Below are 17,206 nucleotides of genomic sequence, written 5' to 3'. Positions count from 1 at the left end.
CAGTGCATAGCGCTGCGCTCGCCGCGCGTGGCTAGAAGGTGGTCTTGTTGGATTCGGTTCCGTCAATGACTGCGTAGTACGGCTCGGACCAGCCCGGCTCGATCACGCAAGGCAGGTCCGCGGAGGCCCGGCCATCGCCATTGACGTTGAAGGTCACATTGTTATCGGAGAACATTCCGCCGGAGTGGTAGCACTTGGCCAGATAGGTATGTGTTCCGGGCGCGAAGTTGTAGAGCTCCACGTGGTACTTGTAGCAATCCGGATCGCAGGTGGAATTCGAGTAGCCGTTGTAGTTCGGCCCCTTGGACAGGGTCACCGAACGGGCCGGCTTCGGGTTCGTCGTCTCCGTCTTGGACCAGGAGCGCGACTGGCCTTCGGTATCCGTAGCTGTGACCTGGATGGTGCGGTCGGTCGAGTAGCCCAGCCCGTTCACTTGCTGCGTGCCATCGTTTTCAGTGCCGTTCCCGCCGATGGTGACGGTGTGGCTGACCTTGCGGCCATTGTTTCGGCCGGCGTCCGGATTCCAGTTGAAGGTGATCCAGTCGTTGCCATGCGATGCGGTGATATTCGCGTTATCGCGCAACGGGCCGTAGGCGCTTTCCTTGTTGCTGGCCGGGCTCGGCGACGCCGCGCCGGCAGCGTTGAGCGCCCGGACCCGCCAGGTGTGGGCGTTGCCGTTCGATCCGGTGTCGATCACCGCACCGGGACCGCCAAATGATTTCCATGCCCCGCCGTCGGTGGAGTACTGGTATCCGGTGATCTTCGAGCCGTTGGATCCAGGAGCCTGGAAGTTCAACTGCACCATCCGGTAGGCGCCGGTGGCCTTGGCGGCCACCGATGAGATGGTCTTGGGCCGCCCGTAGGGGGTGACCGCAGCCGAAGGCGAGCTCTGCGCAGAGGCGCCGACCCGGTTGCCCGCGGCGATGGTGAAGGTGTAGGAGCCGGAGGTGCTCAAACCTGTAACGCTCTGGCTGCGCTGGTCGGCGGAGATCGATCCAACGGTCTTGACCAGGGCGCCCGACTTGAACACGCGCAGGGTGTACCCGGTGATCGGCGCACCGTTGTTTCCCGGTGCAGTCCATGCCAAGTTGACCACGCCGCCGTCCACCGCGGATTCCTTGCGGGCCGCGGTCGGGGCCGATGGCTTGAACGGCTTTCCGGCGGGGGTTACCGCCGCAGAATAGGCGCTGAAGGCCGAAGGCTTTGCGGCCTTGTTGACCGCGCGCACCCGGACTTGGTAGTCGGTGCCGTTTTTCAGGCCTTTCCAGATGTAGGAGGTTCCGGTGATTCCGGTGACCTGGGTGATCCCGTTGCCTGGGGCCGGGGAGATTTCCAGCGTGTAGCTCTGGATCGCCGAACCGCGGCTGACCGGCGCGGTCCACTTGAACGCGGCTTGCGTATCGCCGCTGGTGCCGGTCGGCGCAGCAGGCTGCTCCGGCTCGACATCCGGGCGCGCATCAGCGGACTGGGCGGAGGCCGGAGATTCGCCGACCGCATTGGTGGCGGTCACGGTGAAGTTGTAGACCTTGTCGTTGGTCAAGCCGGTGATGGTGCAGGTGGTGGTGGCGCACTGCTGGGTGTGCCCGCCGCCGGTGACGGTGTAGTGCATGATGGCCGAGCCGTTATTGGCTGGCGGATCCCACTGCAGCACGACCTTTTCGTCGCCCGAGGATTGCACGCGTGGCAGTCCCGGTGCTTCCGGAGCGCCCTTGACGTTCAGGGTAACGGTGCCGATGACGTTGCGGGCCACATCCTCGGTGACATCGCCAATGGTGTACTCCACGCGCATCGTGCCCACGAAGTCGTCCTTCGGGGTGATCGCCACCTTGTCCCCCTTGACCTCGACATTCCCGGTGTCCTGCAGCGCGCGGGCATTGATCAGGCGCAGCGGGCCCTGATCGGCGTACGGGTTGTGGTCATTGGCCAGGACCTCGACCACTTCGGTTTTGCCCTGTGCCGCATCGGCGACGTTATCGGCTACTGCCACCGGCAATTCGCGGTTGGATCCTGTGACGGTCACCCTCATATTCGCTGCCACCGGCGGGTTCACCCCGTCGCTGACCGTGACCGAGACGGTGCCGCTGGTGCCCTTGGGCGTGGACGCGTCGGCGCTGACCTTCAGCGTGTGGCCATCCACCAGCTGGGCCTCGACACCCTGGATATCCACCGAGCCGACAGCGAACTTCAGCTTCGGGACATCTTCTTCATTGGCGTCGTTGGCGGCCATGCGAAGATCCAGGAGGGCAGGTTCCTCGCCCTGTCCGACGGACAGCGAGTTGGACTGCAACGTTGGCGCGAAGTTCTTCTCGTCGGGCTGCTTCTCTTCCTCTTCTTCCTCTTCTTCCTTGCTTTTGCCGTCCTCGTTCTGGTCTTCTTCTTCGTCGCTATTGTCCTGGCCCGGGGCCGGGGTGACGTTGACCGGTACGGTGAGCTTGGACTTCAGGCCCTTTTCATCGTCGGGTCCCTCGCCATCGGTCACTTCAAAGCTCACAGTGGCCGAACCGTCGAAATCGACCGGTGCGCGGAAGGTGAGTTCGGTGGCGGATTTGACCAATTCGCCATCGTTTTCGGGCATGGAGGTCACCGATTCTTCGGTGGTCAACCGCGGGCTGCGCCCCTCGCGGACCAGAACGAGGTCTTCGAGGTTCAGCGGCAGGGTTTCACCTGCCTGCACCTCGAGCTTCAGGCCGCTGCGCAGGATCGGCCGGGCACCAGCGGTTCCCGGCACATGCACGAAGGCAGTGGAGGTCAAGCCATCGGCGTCTTCCAATGAGTAGGCGATGACCTGGGGCTGTTCACCGGCGGTGACAGCCAGTCCGTCATCGGTCACCCGGGCGCTGCGCGGGTTATCCGGCAGGCTGACCTTGAGTTCATCTGCGCTGCCATCGGGGTCCTCGTCATTGCGCAGGATATCCACGGTGATCTCATCGTTTTCGATGACTTGCTCCAAGGACACGCGGTCGTCGCGGGCTATGGGAGCAAGCAGCTGAGCTTGCGGATCGGATTTGATGCTCAGCGTTCCGGCCGCGGTGCCGCCACGGCCGTCGGAAATCATGTAGCGCACCGAAATGCTGCCGTCATCCGGTGGCGAGGTCAGCAGGACACGGCCATCTGCAACACTCACATCGGCCCCTGCTTCACTGGAAAGCTCGCTCATCAGCGCGATCGGGTCCCCATCAGGGTCGGTGTCATTGTCCATGACGTCCACGGCCACGGGGCGGTCCGGGCGCACGGTGAGGAAGTCGTTGACCGCGACCGGGGAGTTATTGGTTTCGGCCAGCGGGGCCACGCCAATCTTGATGGTTCCGGTGGCGCGGGCGCCGAGGCGGTCTTCTACGACGTAGCTGAATTCATCCGTGCCCGAGGCATCGGGATTGGCCGTGTAGTCGATGGAGCCATCGCGGATCTTGGCGGTTCCCAGGCGCGGCGAGTCGCCGAACTGCACCAGGGACACCGAGTCGCCATCGGGATCGATGTCGTCGATTGGCACCTGCACGTTGGTGCTGGATCCGGCAAATACGCGGCCGGTGACCGGTTCCGGATTTGGCGGGCTGTTCTTTTCCAAGTCGCTGGCTTCGGCCGCAGGCTGGATATTGAAGGTAACGGTGGCGCTGGTTTCCTGGCCATCGGGGCCAGCGACCGTATATACGGCAGAAACCTGCTTGGCCTTGCCGCCGAAGTCGCCTGCGCGGAAGCGGACAGTGTCATCGGCGACGGAAATGATGGAGCCTTCGCCCAGCCCCTCGGTTTCTTCCAACTTCGGGCGCAGGGTGAGCTCTCCGCCATTGGGGTGTATGTCGTTTTCCAGCACCTTGACGGTGGCCACGTCGTTTTCACGAACGGTCACCGTATCCGGGTTGGCCTGCGGAGGGTCCATGCGTGGGGGCGCGGGAATCGGGATGACCCGGATGGACCCGGTGGCTTCATGGCTGCCGTTGGAGACGGTGTAGCTGATTGTGGTGGGGTCGGTCAGGCCACGCACGTCGGTAATGCGCACAAAGGTATTGCGTTCAATGCTCGTGGAGAACGGCTTGTCCGTGGCGCTTTGCACGCCGGTGGCCACCAGCACGCCGCCGGCCGGGTCGGAATCGTTGCCCAGGACATTGACCAGCACGTCTTGGCCTGCCGGCAGCAAAGCGACATCGCGCACGGCAATCGGGTCGGCGGCCTGCTCTTCGGGTTTCTTCACGTCGATACGGGCCAGGCCCGGAGCACTGGCCGGGCCGTTGGTGGCCATGTATTCCACGTAGTAGGTTCCGGCACGCTCGGCCTTGACGGTGACGGCTCCGGTTTGGGCGTTGGAGGCCAGTTCCAATCCGGGCACGTCATCAACGCCGGCCAGACGCAGTCCATCCCCGGTGGGGTCGGTGTCATTTTCCAGCGGGCTGAAGCTTGCCGATTCACCGATATTGGCGACGACGTGGTCGGTGGCGGTCACTGGCTTGATGGTGGATTCTGCCATCACCTCCACCAGGACGCGGCCCTTGGTGCTTTCCTGTCCGTCGGAGACCTGGATGGCGGCTTCCTTCTGTCCCAGCTTCTTGCCGTCATCCTGGAAGGTCATGGTGCCATCGGGCTGGACGCGGATCACGTCGTCGCCCTCGGAAGTTCCACCCAGCAAACGCAGGTCATCGCCTTCTGCATCGGTCCAGTCGGTGAGCAGGTTGTGGCTCACCGATTCGCCCTGCTGCACGCGCAGCACCGTGGTGCGTTGCTGTTCCGGTGCCTTGTTGGTGTCGTCGCCGACCACGTTGAGCTTCACGGTGGCGGTGTCTTGCCCGCCACGGCCGTCTTTGGTGGTGTAGTTGAAGCTGGCTGATCCCTTGGCATCGTCGGGGACCACAATCTGGAAGCCTGTGCCATCATGCACTGGCTGGATGGAGCCCAATGACGGGGAGGATCCTTCAACGGCAGCGGTCAGCAAGTCGCCGTCCGGATCCACGTCGTTGTAGAGCACCGGCAGCAAGGTGGTGCGCCCGGGGCGCACCGAGTACTGGTCATCTTCGGCGATCGGCTTCTTGTTTTCCTCGGTGCGGTTGGGCAGCTCGATGGCGTCGGTTATTTCCTTGGTTTCTTCTTCCTTGGCTTCGCCTTCTCCTGCCGGTGGTTCCAGGTCGCTCCAGTTGCTGACGATTTCCATGCCTTCGTTGGCCAGCCACACTTGGCCTGAGTGAACATCGTTGAGCACAACTACGTCGCGGTTGACGCGGAAGGCCAGTTCGGCGCCCTCGGTCATTTCTGGAATGAGGGTGCGCTGGTTTCCAGCGGGATCATCGCAGAATCGGACGTATTCGCCACTAGTCTGCCAGGCGGCGTAGGTGCAGGAGCCAACGCGCACTGGTGCAATCGGGGTACCGGCGGTGTCGACTTGTTCGTAGTTGGTGTCCTTTCCGGACAGGGAGACGGTGGCCAGCGATTGGTCCAGGGCAATTGCGACGTTATCGGAGTCCGGTCCCGGGGCCTGGATGCGGGCATTGGCTGCATTCTCCAAGGTGGCCTTGCCGCCCTCGGAGGTGACCAGCTCGCCGCTGGCGTCGTCGAAGACCACAGCGGTGTCTCCCACGGCGGAAAGCTGCGGCTTCTTCATGGACGTCAGCTCGGAGATTTCAAGCTGCTCGCCGGCGACGGCCGTGCCGTCGTTGTCCAGGGTGAAGCTGGAAAGGATGCCTGCGGCATAATCTGCCGCCCAAATGGTGTCGTCGGCGCCCACTACGGCTCCGACTTCGCCTTCGGAGTCAATCAGGGGTTCAGCGCCTTCGCCTTTGAAGTCGCCGATATGTTCCAGGGAGCTGGCTTGCACCGTGCCGTGTTCTGCATCGGTGACCGCGACGACGGATGAGCCGAAGGAGAAGGTCGAGTTCGCGGGCAGGTTGTTGTCGCCGGCAAATTGAACCATGGATGGGTCAATGGTGGTCAGTGATGCCTGCTCCAGATTGCGGACCATCACGTTTTCTTCGTGCTGGACCAGGTCGTAGCTGGCCAGTGGCGTAGCTACGCCGCCATCGATGGTGCGCGACTGGTAATTGACGTGGCCAATTTTGCCTTCGGACTGGTTAACCACCCAGACGCCGCCGTCGTTGAGTTCAACGTCAGCGGTTTCGAAACCGGGGTAGATAATGGCCCCGGTGACGGCGAGGGCCGCAGCTACCGGTATGGCAGTTGCTTTGAAACCGGTGCTTTTCAGCATGCCGGTCCAACCGGATGAGGCAGTTCTGGCCATTAAAGGTCATTCCTTGAATTGCTGGTACGAGTGCGCGCCGGCTGATGGCTTTTAATCACCGATTGCATAGTCAACGCCACCCAATTCTATCGATGCGATAAAAAGCGCGCCATGGTGACTTCTCCCCATGCGGGTGACTAGGCCGTTCGCTCACGAAATATTTTAACGGAACCTGCGGATATCCAGGTTTGGGGGTTCCACGGCAAAACTCTTCAACAAATCTTTCATATCAACTACTCTTAGCTACATGACATCTTCCGCACCGCACCGCGAACCATCAGCGATCGACAAAATCGCCGAAGAGTTCTACTGCAAAAGCCTCGAGCTCACCCCTGAATGGGGTGTCTCCCTTGGCCTTCCCGGCTATGAATCCGCCTATGGCGATTACTCCCCCGCTGGCACCACCGGGCAGATCCGGCTCCTGAGCGACACCCTCAGTTCCCTGGCCAATGCCGTACCCGTTGATTCCGTGGACGAGGTCACCCTCGATGCCATGACTGAGCGCCTCGGGCTCGAATTGGAAATCCTGTTCACCGGCCGCACGGAATTGAATAACATTGCCAGCCCGGCCCAGGAGATCCGCTCGATCATCGATTTGATGCCTCAAGAGTCAGCGGAGGATTTCGCCTTTATCGCCCAGCGGCTCGAAAACCTGCCGGCAGCCATTGACGGATATATTGCATCATTGCGTGATTCGGCAGCCAACTCGATGGTTCCCGCCAAGCGTCAGGTCCGGATTGTCACCACCCAATCGATTGACTACGCCAAGGACGGCGGATTCTTTGATCAGCTCGCTGTCGCTGGCAGTGCCGTTGACCCCGCCTTGGCCCAGCGCCTGGAACGCGGTTCCGAAGGCTCGAAACGCGCCTATCGCCGTTTAGCCGAATATCTGGATGCCGAGCTTCTGCTTCAGGCCCCGGAACAAGACGCAGTGGGGCGCGAATACTATGCCCTCATGTCACGGCGATTCCTTGGCGCAACCGTCGACTTGGAAGAGACCTACGCCTGGGGCATTGCCGAGCTCGATGGCATCATCGCTGAACAGCAGCGTGTCGCCCAGCAAATCAAGCCGGGCTCGACCATCGACGAGGCGAAGCGCGTACTGAACGAGGATCCGGCCCGGAAGCTCAACGGCACCGATGCCTTGCGCGAGTGGATGCAAGGCAAGGCCAACCAGGCCATCGCCGATTTAGCGGGAACGCACTTCGAAATCCCGGCGCCGATGGACCGCATCGAATGCATGATCGCCCCGACTCAGGACGGAGGGGTCTACTACACCGGACCGTCCGAGGATTTCACCCGTCCCGGGCGCATGTGGTGGTCAGTGCCACCAGGAGAGGACCAGTTCACCACTTGGGCCGAGCTGACCACGGTGTACCACGAAGGCGTGCCAGGACATCACTTGCAGATTGGCACGGCACAGCTGCAAGCCGCGACCTTGAACAGCTGGCGCCGGTTGATGTGCTGGGTTTCGGGCCAAGGCGAAGGGTGGGCGCTGTATTCAGAACGGCTCATGCACCAGCTCGGCTATCTCGATGACCCGGGCGACTACATGGGAATGCTCGATGCACAGCGCCTGCGCGCAGCTCGAGTTGTTTTTGATATCGGCGTGCACCTCGGATTGCAGATGCCGCCCCAGTGGGGCAAAGGCGCCTGGGACGCAGTGAAGGGCTACGAATTCCTGGAGCGGAACCTGGATCTTTCCAAGGGCCAGCTGGACTTCGAATACAACCGCTATCTGGGCTGGCCGGGGCAGGCCCCCTCATACAAAATTGGCCAGAGGCTGTGGGAACAAATCCGCGATGAGTACGCAGCCACGGAAGGCGATGCCTTCTCGCTCAAGGATTTCCACACCGCTGCCCTGAAATTGGGATCGGTTGGCTTGGATACACTCAAGCGCGCACTGCTGAAATAACCCGGATGGCAAAAACTGGGCCCGACTCACATCGGGCCCAGTTTTTCATCCCTGGTAGCTGGAAATCTGGATCAGGTTGCCACAGGTATCGTCGAATGTAGCGACAGTGACCGGGCCAGCCTCGGTAGGGTTCTGGGTGAATTCCACTCCCAAGCCGATCAGGCGCTCGTATTCAGCCTGGACATCATCAACTGCAAAGGACGTCACCGGGATCCCGTCGGCTTTTAGCGCTTCGCGATACGGGGCAACGGCTCGGTGTTCAGCCGGCTCAAGCAGAAGCTCCGTTCCGCCTTCTTCCTCGGGTGAAACAAGTGTCAGCCAGCTGAAGGGACCCATGGGGATGTCGTGCTTGACCTTAAAACCTAGAACGCTGGTATAGAACTCTTTGGCTTTCTCTTGGTCGGAGACAAAAACGCTGGTGATGTATACACGCATTGGCAAAAGTCCTTTAAGTTGTTGCCTAGCCGCTAGCGGCGCCGCCAATTGGATTACTTGCGACCATGTCCAACTCTTCCATATCAATTCCGAAGGTCAAGTGGGACTCGGGTCCGGGTTTTAGCGGGAGGAGCACAAATGGGACTTGCATGATTGTCTATTGAAAAACGATAGAAATTGATTGAGAATCAATGCATGTCTAGTTTCGCAATCCCCTTGCTTCGAATAGCCCTAGCCATCATGATCTGCGGATCGGTGCTCGTTCAGCTTCTTGTGCTCCCTATTTACATCGGCGAAGTCGTAGCTCAGCACCCAGAGGCCTCCACCCTGGCTACGCCATACAGATGGGTCGTCACCTTGGGCATCGCATGCTTTCAGGTTTCCTTCGTTGCAATCTGGGCACTGCTGAATAAAGTTCAGAAACAGGAAATTTTCTCCCGGCAGGCACTGCCATGGGTCGATACATTCATCTGGTCCACCACAACGACCAGCCTTCTGGTGATGGCACTGGGGTTCCATCTCTTGAATGTCATCAAGGCTGGCGGACCGGGCGTGGTGCTGGCGGTTGCTGGCGGCGCGGTGATCATGGCTGCCTTGGCCTTGCTCATGCTGGTCATGCGCGGACTCCTGGTTTCGGCAACCAAGCTTGACGCGCAGTCATCGAAGCCGGCCTGATTGCACAACCGGTGCCGCAAGCCGTATGCCATATGTTGCACCCGATAATCCACTTGAAGCGCAGGACCGCATCTTGACGCTGTTCGCCAGAACGTTTTTTGTTGGCGACCGGACATGACGATTCTTTGCGGAATATCACTGAAATCCACCGCTGCCCAGCGCCAATTCGGTGGGCAAAAACACATTCGGGCCAGATTTGTCATTTTGCGTAACATCGACTGCGCTCGGCGGTGAAACCCCGCCTAGCCTTGAAAGCATGTCAAACGCCGCACCTTCATCTAAACTTCCCCGTTGGATGACCAGCTTCGGGCCGCAAATCATTGCCGCGCTGATTGCAGGTCTCATCCTGGGACTCGTAGCCAAGTACACCGGCAGCACCGCCGAAGAACCCAATGGCTTGGGCCGCGCCCTTTCGATTATTGGATCCAGCTACGTTTCATTGCTGCGCACTGCTGTCATCCCGCTGATTTTCTTTGCGGTAGTAGCTTCCATTGCCAACCTTTCGAAGGTCACCAATGCAGCCCGGCTAGCCTGGCAGACTCTCCTGTGGTTCGGCATTACCGCACTGGTCTCGGTAACCATTGGCATGATTCTGGGTGTTGTTTTCCAGCCCGGAGCAAATACCGGGCAGGAAGCTCCAGCGGACTATGAAGGCAAGACCGGCGACTGGCTCGGATTCTTGACCGGCCTGGTTCCTTCGAATTTCCTTGGCCTCGGTGCCAGCACGTCGCTTGACGACGGAGCAGCCACGACGTCGGTCAGCTTCAACGTATTGCAGATCCTCGTGGTCGCCATCGCTGTTGGCGTCGCGGCCCTGAAGGTCGGCAAGGCCGCCGAACCATTCCTGGCATTCTCTGCCTCGGCCCTGGCTATTATCCAGAAGGTCCTTTGGTGGATCATCCGTGTTGCCCCTATCGGCACCGTTGGCCTGATCGGCAACGCAGTGGCCACCTACGGCTGGGACACCATTGGCGCGCTGGGCAAGTTCACCGTGGCCATCTACGTTGGCCTGGCACTGGTTCTCTTTGCCTTGTACCCGGTCCTGGTACGCAGCCACGGCCTGTCGATCAAGCAGTACTTCTCCGGCGTTTGGCCAGCTGTTCAGCTGGGCTTCGTTTCCCGCTCCTCCATCGGCACCCTGCCGCTCACCCAGCGAGTGACCGAACGAAACCTGGGTGTTCCTTCGGGATACGCTTCGTTTGCCGTTCCACTGGGAGCCACCACGAAGATGGATGGCTGCGCAGCAATCTACCCGGCGGTTTCGGCCGTATTTGTCGCCCAGTTCTTCAACATTGATCTGAGCATCACCGACTACGTCTTGATCGCTATCGTTTCGGTGCTCGGCTCCGCAGCTACCGCTGGCACCACCGGTGCTGTCGTCATGCTGACGCTGACGCTCTCCACCCTGGGCCTGCCACTTGCCGGTGTTGGCCTATTGATGGCCGTTGACCCGATCATCGACATGGGTCGCACCGCGGTGAACGTTGCCGGACAGGCGCTGGTTCCAACCATTGTGGCCAAGCGCGAAGGCATTTTGGATCTGGACATGTACAACGCCCCTCGCAATGGCAACCCATTTGCCGACGAGTCAGCGTTGGCAGAAGATTCAATCGCGGAACCTGCCACCGCTCAGTAGCCTTGACTCAAGGCCAGCAGGCGTCCGAGCTCCTTGGCTCGGGCGCCTGCTTGTTTAACTGCACCAGCGAATCCCGGCGGCAAGAAAACAGCAACTTGCACAGCGTGCAAGTTTGCACGTAGTGTAAGTATGTGACTTCTCTCAGCACCGGTACCCGCCGAGAACAAAATAAACGGGCGACAAAACAGGCCATCGTCGACGCCGTTGCGCAGCTTTTGCGCCAAGGCGCCGATTCCGCGCTGACAGCTCACCAAATCGCCGACGCCGCGGGGATTTCACGGCGCACCCTGTTCAACTACTTCCCCACTGTGGATGCCATCTATTCCTATCCCCTGCATCAGGTGCTCGACTCCATGGTGGAGTCCATGGGCATGGCTTCCAATTCGATTCCGCTGCTTGAGTCGATCATCCAAGCGCTGAAATCAGATGAAGTTACACAGCAGCTAGGCCAGGTGGCGCACTTTGGCGCTTACGTCATTGGGAATGACGCCAATGGCTGCATCACAGCGAACGTGAACGAGTGGCAGCAAGCCACCATGGACGTTCTTGAGAAGCTTGGGCACAGATATCCCCAAGCCGACAGCTTCTCCATCCGGGTCCTCACCCATGCGCTTCTGGGAGCCGGCCAAGCCGCCTTTGATGAATGGATGGAACACATCCCAGCCAATCAAAACCAGAGCATGGACATCTCGCCAGAACTGCTTGCCACCTTCCACACGCTGGTCACAAAGGCCATGCACACCCTGGAACTAGGCTTCAACCATTTCCCGCTGACCAACACCTGCACTAGCACCTCGAAGGACATCTAAGCTCATGGCATCAATCCTTTACCGCCTGGCACGATGGGCGCACCGCCACCGTTTGCGAGTCATTTCGATGTGGCTCGCGGCATTCATCTTCATCGGCGTTTGTGCCAGCTTGTTCATGGGACAGCTTTCAAATACGTTCACGCTTCCTGGCACGGAAACCCAGCGCACACTGGACCGCATGAAGGAAGAACTCCCGGATCTGGCCGGTGGTTCAGGGTCGATCGTCTTCCACGAGAGCACCGACAAGGCACTGAGCGAAGGACAGCAGAAGTCCATCGCCGAAGCGCTGGAACAGCTTTCCTTGCATCCGCAGGTTGTCGATGCAATGAGCCCGTTCGACCTGCAAAAGCAGCTCGATAAGGCGCAACCAGAAATCGACAAGAATGAGAAGAAACTGGTTGATGGCCAGAAGAAACTCGATGATGCCAAAAAGCAGATTGCTGACGGCAAGGTCCAGCTCGAAGACGGCCGCAAGGACCTGACCAACGGTTGGGCCCAGTACTTTGACGGCGAGAAGAAGATCAAGGATGCCGAGCCGCAGATAGCAGCTGGCGAAAAGAAGCTGGCCGACAGCGGCGCACAGCTGGATGCCGGCCAGAAGAAGCTTGACTCGGGCGCCTCGCAGCTGACTGCCGGCGAAGCCAAGTACAACGATGGCCTTGCCAAGTACAAGTCAGGCAAGAAGACCTACGACTCCGGCCAGGCTCAATACAACGCCGGTGAGCAAAAGCTTGATGCTGCGCAAAAGGAAATCACCAGCGGAGAGCAAGAGTACAAATCCGGCATGCAGCAATTGCTTGGCGGGGCATCTCGCTCGGAATTTGAGTCCTCGCTTGCCTCGGGCAAGGCCAAGGCGACGACTGGCCTGAATGAAGCAGAGGACGGCATGGCGCAGGCCAAGGCCGGGATCGCCCAGGCAGAATCTGCCATAGCCGCGTTGGGCCCGCAGATCCAGTCCACCGAACAGGCCATTGAACAAGCAAAAGCCGATGGTAATGAACAAGCCGTAGCTGATTACACCAAAACCCTGAACCAGCTCAAGACCTCTCTGGCCGAAGCAGAAAAGGGCAAGGCCACGGCCGAAGCTGGACTCTCGAAAGCCCAAGCCGGCAAGGACCAGGCCACAGCCGCTCTGGCGAAGATCGCCCAGGGCGAGGCCGGGTTGAAGCAGCTGGATGCTGCGCGCAAGAAGCTTGATGATGGCCAAGCCCAGGTAGATTCCGGTCGCAAGGAGCTGAAAGCCAACAGCAGCAAGCTCAGCGCAGCTAAAACGCAGCTCGCCAGCGCCAAGAAACAGCTGGACCAGGCGAGGTCGGAGATTGATGCCAACAAGGCCAAGCTGGCTCAAGGCCAAGCCGAACTGGATGCCGGACGAGCACAGCTGAATGCCGGGCAGAAGGAATTCGATCAGAAGAAGGCCGAATTCCTCAAGGGCAAGGCCGACTTGGCCAAGGCCAAGGAGAAGCTCGAAGCCGGCGAAACAACCATCAAGGAAAAAACCGCCGAGCTGGAACAGGCCCAAAAGGACGTTGAAAAGGGCCAGAAGGACCTGGAAGCTGCCCATGCTGAGTTGCAGTTTGCTGCGCGCCAGGTAGGGGCCAACTCCGACATGCGATTTGTCTCCGAAGACCAGAGCACCGCTGTCTCGCAAGTGAGTTTCAAGATTCAGACCGATGCGCTGACGCCCGCTGACCGCGAGCAGATCAAGGCCATTGCCGCCGGCCCGCAAGCCAATGGGGTCGAAGTCCTCTTCTCCAAAGAGATCATGCAAGACATGTCCCAGGTCTTTGGCTCATCGGAAATCATTGGCGTGGTGATCGCCGCTATCGTTCTGGTGGTCATGCTCGGCACGTTGATTGCCGCCGGCTTGCCGCTGCTCTTGGCCCTGCTGGGCGTGGGAGCCGGTGTGGGGACCACCATGGCCTTCTCATCGCTGATCGACATGGCCTCGATTACCCCGGCCCTGGCGCTGATGCTTGGCCTTGCCGTGGGTATCGACTATGCGTTGTTCATCATCCACCGGCACCGCACTCAGTTGCTAGCCGGAATGGACGTGGGCGAATCGATCGCGCGCTCCGTGGGCACCAGCGGCAACGCGGTGGTCTTTGCCGGCTTGACCGTGATCATCGCCTTGGCTGCGCTGGCTGTGCCGGGCCTTCCATTCTTGACCGTGCTGGGCCTCTCGGCAGCCTTCACCGTCTTCTGCTCGGTGCTGTTGAACATCACCCTCCTGCCAGCATTGTTGTCGCTGGCCGGCAGCCGGCTGGTTTCCAAGCGCGCCCGCCGCAAGGCTGCAGCGTTGGTGGAGAACCCGGTCATCAAGGAACCATTCTCGGCCCGTTGGGTGCGCATGGTGACCAAGGTGGCTGTACCGGTGACCTTGCTGGTGGTCATTGTTCTTGGAGCCATTGCGCTCCCGGCGACCCAGATGCGTACCGCCCTGCCTGATGGCAGCGCGGAACCTGCGGACTCGCAGGCTTTCCAGGCCTTTGAACAGACCAGTGACAAGTTCGGCGCCGGCTACAACGGGCCGTTGCTGGTCCTGGCTGATCTGCCCGAGAACCTGACCAAGCGCCAAGCTGAGTCCAAGGCGCTGGATGTCGCCGACAAGCTTCGCGACTATGACGGCGTGGTTGCCGCGATCCCGGTCGCCTTGACTGAGAACCACCGGCTGTCAGCGATTCAGGTCATCCCAACAGATGGCCCGTCCTCGGAACAGACCGAAGCCCTGGTTCACCAATTGCGTGAAGATTACTCGGAGTTCTCCGAGGCCACCGGAGCAGACATCGCCGTAACCGGCCAGGTTGCTGCCCAGATTGATGTCTCCGAGAAGGTTACGGCCGCGCTGGTGCCCTACCTGAGCATTGTGGTTGGCCTGTCGCTGATCCTGCTGTTGCTGGTCTTCCGCTCGATCGTCGTTCCCTTGCTGGCCACTGGCGGCTTCCTGTTGTCCCTGGCAGCAGCCTTTGGCGCGAGCGTCATGGTTTACCAATTCGGCTGGTTCTCCGGCTTCTTCGACGTCAATGTTCCTGGACCGCTGCTCAGCTTCCTGCCGATCCTGCTCACCGGCATCCTCTTCGGCCTGGCGATGGACTACCAGGTATTCCTCGTGTCGGCGATGCGCGAACGCTACGCGCATGGCGAGCCAGCAAAGGATGCGGTCCGCTCCGGATTCTCCATGGCGGCCCCGGTAGTCACCGCGGCGGCGTTGATCATGATTTCGGTCTTTGCCGGATTCGTCTTCTCGCACCTGGCCATGATCCGACCGCTGGGCTTCGCGTTGGCCTTCGGCGTGCTCTTCGATGCGTTCATCATCCGCATGACTCTGATCCCGGCAGTGATGCATCTGCTGGGAGACAAGGCCTGGTACCTGCCGAAGTGGCTGGATAGGATTCTTCCGGACGTTGATGTGGAAGGATCGAAGTTGAATGAGCTGCTTGATTCCGAGGAATCAGCCTCTGACGATGACTACGACCAGGATTACACCAAGGAGAACGCCACCGTATGAGCACGCAGACCCGGACTCCCGCCCGGCTAGTACTGGCCTCCGCCTCGTGGGGACGCAAAAAAGTGCTCACCGACGCGGGCCTGCAATTCTCCACCCAGGTTTCGGCGGTGGATGAGGATGCAGTGCTGGCCACGGCTATTGCCCAGCACGGCCAGCAGTCCCCTGCGCAGACAGCCCAGCTGCTGGCCCGCGCCAAGGCTGAAGATGTCGCCCGCGCCGGGCATCCTGCCGGGACGATGGTGCTCGGTTGCGATTCGGTCTTCGAGCTCGACGGCGTCGCCTACGGCAAGCCTCATACCGAGCAGGTGGCCCGCGAACGCTGGAAGCAGTTGAGCGGCTCGACCGGCGTGCTGCATTCGGGACATTGGCTGATTGACACGGCCAATCCGGAACAGGCTCGAGGCCAGGTCTCCTCCACGGTGGTTCATTTCTCCACCGTCAGCGATGCCGAGATCGAGGCCTACGTCGCCAGCGGGGAGCCGTTGCCCTGCGCCGGGGCATTTACCATCGATGGCCTGGCTGCCGCCTTCATCGAGTCCATAGAAGGCAACTTCCAGAACGTCGTGGGCCTGGACGTTTTTGTTCTTCGCAGCCTGCTGGCCCAGGCCGGAGTCAGCATCGTGGACCTCTGGAAATAGCCGCTGGTAGCGCGCCTGGGAACCTAGTTCCTAGGCGCGCACTTCTTTGCTGGACAAAGTTGCCTCCAGGCTGAAGCCAAGCTGGCGCATCTGGTGGGTGTTGCACTGCCGGCACTGCAGATAGTGGACGATTCCGGTCGAGGTGTTGTGGCTTGATTGGATTTCCCAGCTGTGTTCATGTTCGCCGGATAAAACCGTCTGCCCGGTCATGGAAATGCATTTTGTCGTGGTCATGAAATCAGCATGATGTAATGTCCTTATGCAACTCAACCCTTACGGAGAATATGCGGTGCTCCTCGCTGCATCCTTGGCCAATAATTGGCCTGGCGATCGCGATGAGATTGAGCAACGCACCAGGGACGTGGGCATGACCATGCCTTTTCCCGAACGGCGCAACGACCATGGCGAAACCCGAGAGGTGATCGATGACTGGCTGCGCATCGTGGACGCGCCAACGGACGAGCAGCGTGCCGAACTGCTGAACCGGCAGATGGCCCGCGCCTCGGCATACCCCCGCATGGTGGATCACGACGGTGAAGGCTGGCATCTGCATTATCGCGATGACGGGCAGAGCTTGCCGCAGGTCTTGCGATCAGTCATCGCCGTGGGCACGGCCTTGCATCTGACCACCCGCGGCATGCAGCGGCTGCGTCGATGCGAGGCGGAACCCTGCACCCAAGTAGTGGTGGACGTGACTCGCAACGGCCGCCAGCGCTACTGCTCAGTGCGTTGCGCCAACAGGGCCGCGGTGCGGCGGCATCGAAATCGGCAGCTCTAGCTTCTACAAAACCACGATGTTTTCGTGGATGCGCATCCAGCCTGCCTGTTCCAGTTCTGCGGTATCCGCCCCCGAGCGCACCAGCATCATATTGGTCTTCGGCGTACTCACCTCAACAATGACATCGGAGCCACCGGTTGCACCGCAACCGCCGATGCTCCCCTGGCTGGAATCCTCCTCGAACTTATACAGGCAAGCGGTCAGTTGATCGGCCGAGGTCACGGCAAAGTAATCTGCACTGCCTTGGGATAAAAGCAGCCTCACCGACCCGGCATCCAGGCCCTCCAGCTGCTCATCAGCACCAGGCCATTGATCGGCTTCGCCGGCCGGCCTGTTCACAGCCGGAATGCCCAAGGTCTGGGAACAAGCGGTGATCGGCAGCAAAACGCCGAAGATGAGCGGTAGGGCCATGAGCATTCGACGTTTCACTTGCAAGTCCTTTACTGGAGGCTAGCTTCCACCCTAATCCAGAGGATGCATTCGCGCGAGAGCCGGTAGCCGTGGAAGATCGACGCAGATATTTTGTAGGATTCCTCCAAACTTTTCCAGCAAACACCCGGGTTTGACCGCTTAACTACATATAGTTCCCACA

Annotated in this window: 11 protein-coding genes; 7 read left to right on the top strand and 4 right to left on the bottom strand. The window is 60.3% G+C overall.

All coding sequences use genetic code 11. The features are described from left to right. Positions 1–31 precede the first annotated feature (31 nt). Positions 32–6,220: an Ig-like domain-containing protein gene (locus AC6CHO_RS15430; RefSeq protein ID WP_498216270.1), complete on the bottom strand. Its 6,189-nt coding sequence runs from the start codon at positions 6,218–6,220 to the stop codon at positions 32–34. 247 nt (positions 6,221–6,467) lie between these two features. On the opposite strand from AC6CHO_RS15430, the gene AC6CHO_RS15425 reads away from it, so the two are divergent. Continuing rightward, positions 6,468–8,135 (top strand): DUF885 domain-containing protein, encoded by a 1,668-nt coding sequence (locus tag AC6CHO_RS15425; protein WP_498216268.1) that lies wholly within the window; start codon positions 6,468–6,470, stop codon positions 8,133–8,135. A 45-nt stretch (positions 8,136–8,180) separates the two neighbouring features. Here AC6CHO_RS15425 and AC6CHO_RS15420 read toward each other — a convergent pair whose 3' ends face one another. Then, entirely contained in the window at positions 8,181–8,570 is a 390-nt protein-coding gene (locus tag AC6CHO_RS15420) for a VOC family protein (protein WP_498216266.1), read from the bottom strand. A 195-nt stretch (positions 8,571–8,765) separates the two neighbouring features. On the opposite strand from AC6CHO_RS15420, the gene AC6CHO_RS15415 reads away from it, so the two are divergent. The 5 genes from AC6CHO_RS15415 (at position 8,766) to AC6CHO_RS15395 (ending at position 15,836) form a co-directional block, all read left to right on the top strand. Further along, a complete protein-coding gene (locus AC6CHO_RS15415; RefSeq protein ID WP_498216264.1) occupies positions 8,766–9,245 on the top strand; it encodes a DUF2975 domain-containing protein in 480 nt (159 codons plus the stop codon). Positions 9,246–9,501: 256 nt separating this feature from the next. Beyond that, positions 9,502–10,881: a dicarboxylate/amino acid:cation symporter gene (locus AC6CHO_RS15410; protein WP_498216262.1), complete on the top strand. Its 1,380-nt coding sequence runs from the start codon at positions 9,502–9,504 to the stop codon at positions 10,879–10,881. A 131-nt stretch (positions 10,882–11,012) separates the two neighbouring features. Beyond that, entirely contained in the window at positions 11,013–11,690 is a 678-nt protein-coding gene (locus tag AC6CHO_RS15405) for a TetR/AcrR family transcriptional regulator (protein WP_498216261.1), read from the top strand. A gap of 4 nt (positions 11,691–11,694) precedes the next feature. Beyond that, complete coding sequence (locus AC6CHO_RS15400; protein WP_498216260.1) at positions 11,695–15,198, top strand: MMPL family transporter; 3,504 nt, start codon at positions 11,695–11,697, stop codon at positions 15,196–15,198. Further along, a complete protein-coding gene (locus tag AC6CHO_RS15395) occupies positions 15,195–15,836 on the top strand; it encodes a Maf family protein (RefSeq protein ID WP_498216258.1) in 642 nt (213 codons plus the stop codon). The genes AC6CHO_RS15400 and AC6CHO_RS15395 overlap by 4 nt, the downstream gene beginning before the upstream one ends. A 30-nt stretch (positions 15,837–15,866) precedes the next feature. Here AC6CHO_RS15395 and AC6CHO_RS15390 read toward each other — a convergent pair whose 3' ends face one another. After that, positions 15,867–16,070 (bottom strand): hypothetical protein, encoded by a 204-nt coding sequence (locus AC6CHO_RS15390; protein WP_498216256.1) that lies wholly within the window; start codon positions 16,068–16,070, stop codon positions 15,867–15,869. 25 nt (positions 16,071–16,095) lie between these two features. Between AC6CHO_RS15390 and AC6CHO_RS15385 the strand changes: the two genes are divergently transcribed. After that, positions 16,096–16,614, top strand: coding sequence for a CGNR zinc finger domain-containing protein (locus tag AC6CHO_RS15385; protein ID WP_146277860.1), 519 nt, complete (start codon positions 16,096–16,098; stop codon positions 16,612–16,614). 3 nt (positions 16,615–16,617) lie between these two features. Here the strand turns inward: AC6CHO_RS15385 and AC6CHO_RS15380 are convergent, their stop codons facing one another. Continuing rightward, on the bottom strand, positions 16,618–17,043 hold the full coding sequence (locus AC6CHO_RS15380; protein ID WP_498216254.1) for a hypothetical protein: 426 nt from the start codon (positions 17,041–17,043) through the stop codon (positions 16,618–16,620). Positions 17,044–17,206 lie beyond the last annotated feature (163 nt).

It is taken from the genome of Glutamicibacter sp. GQ173, assembly GCF_059759215.1.
This window is presented reverse-complemented; position numbering and strand designations above follow the sequence as displayed.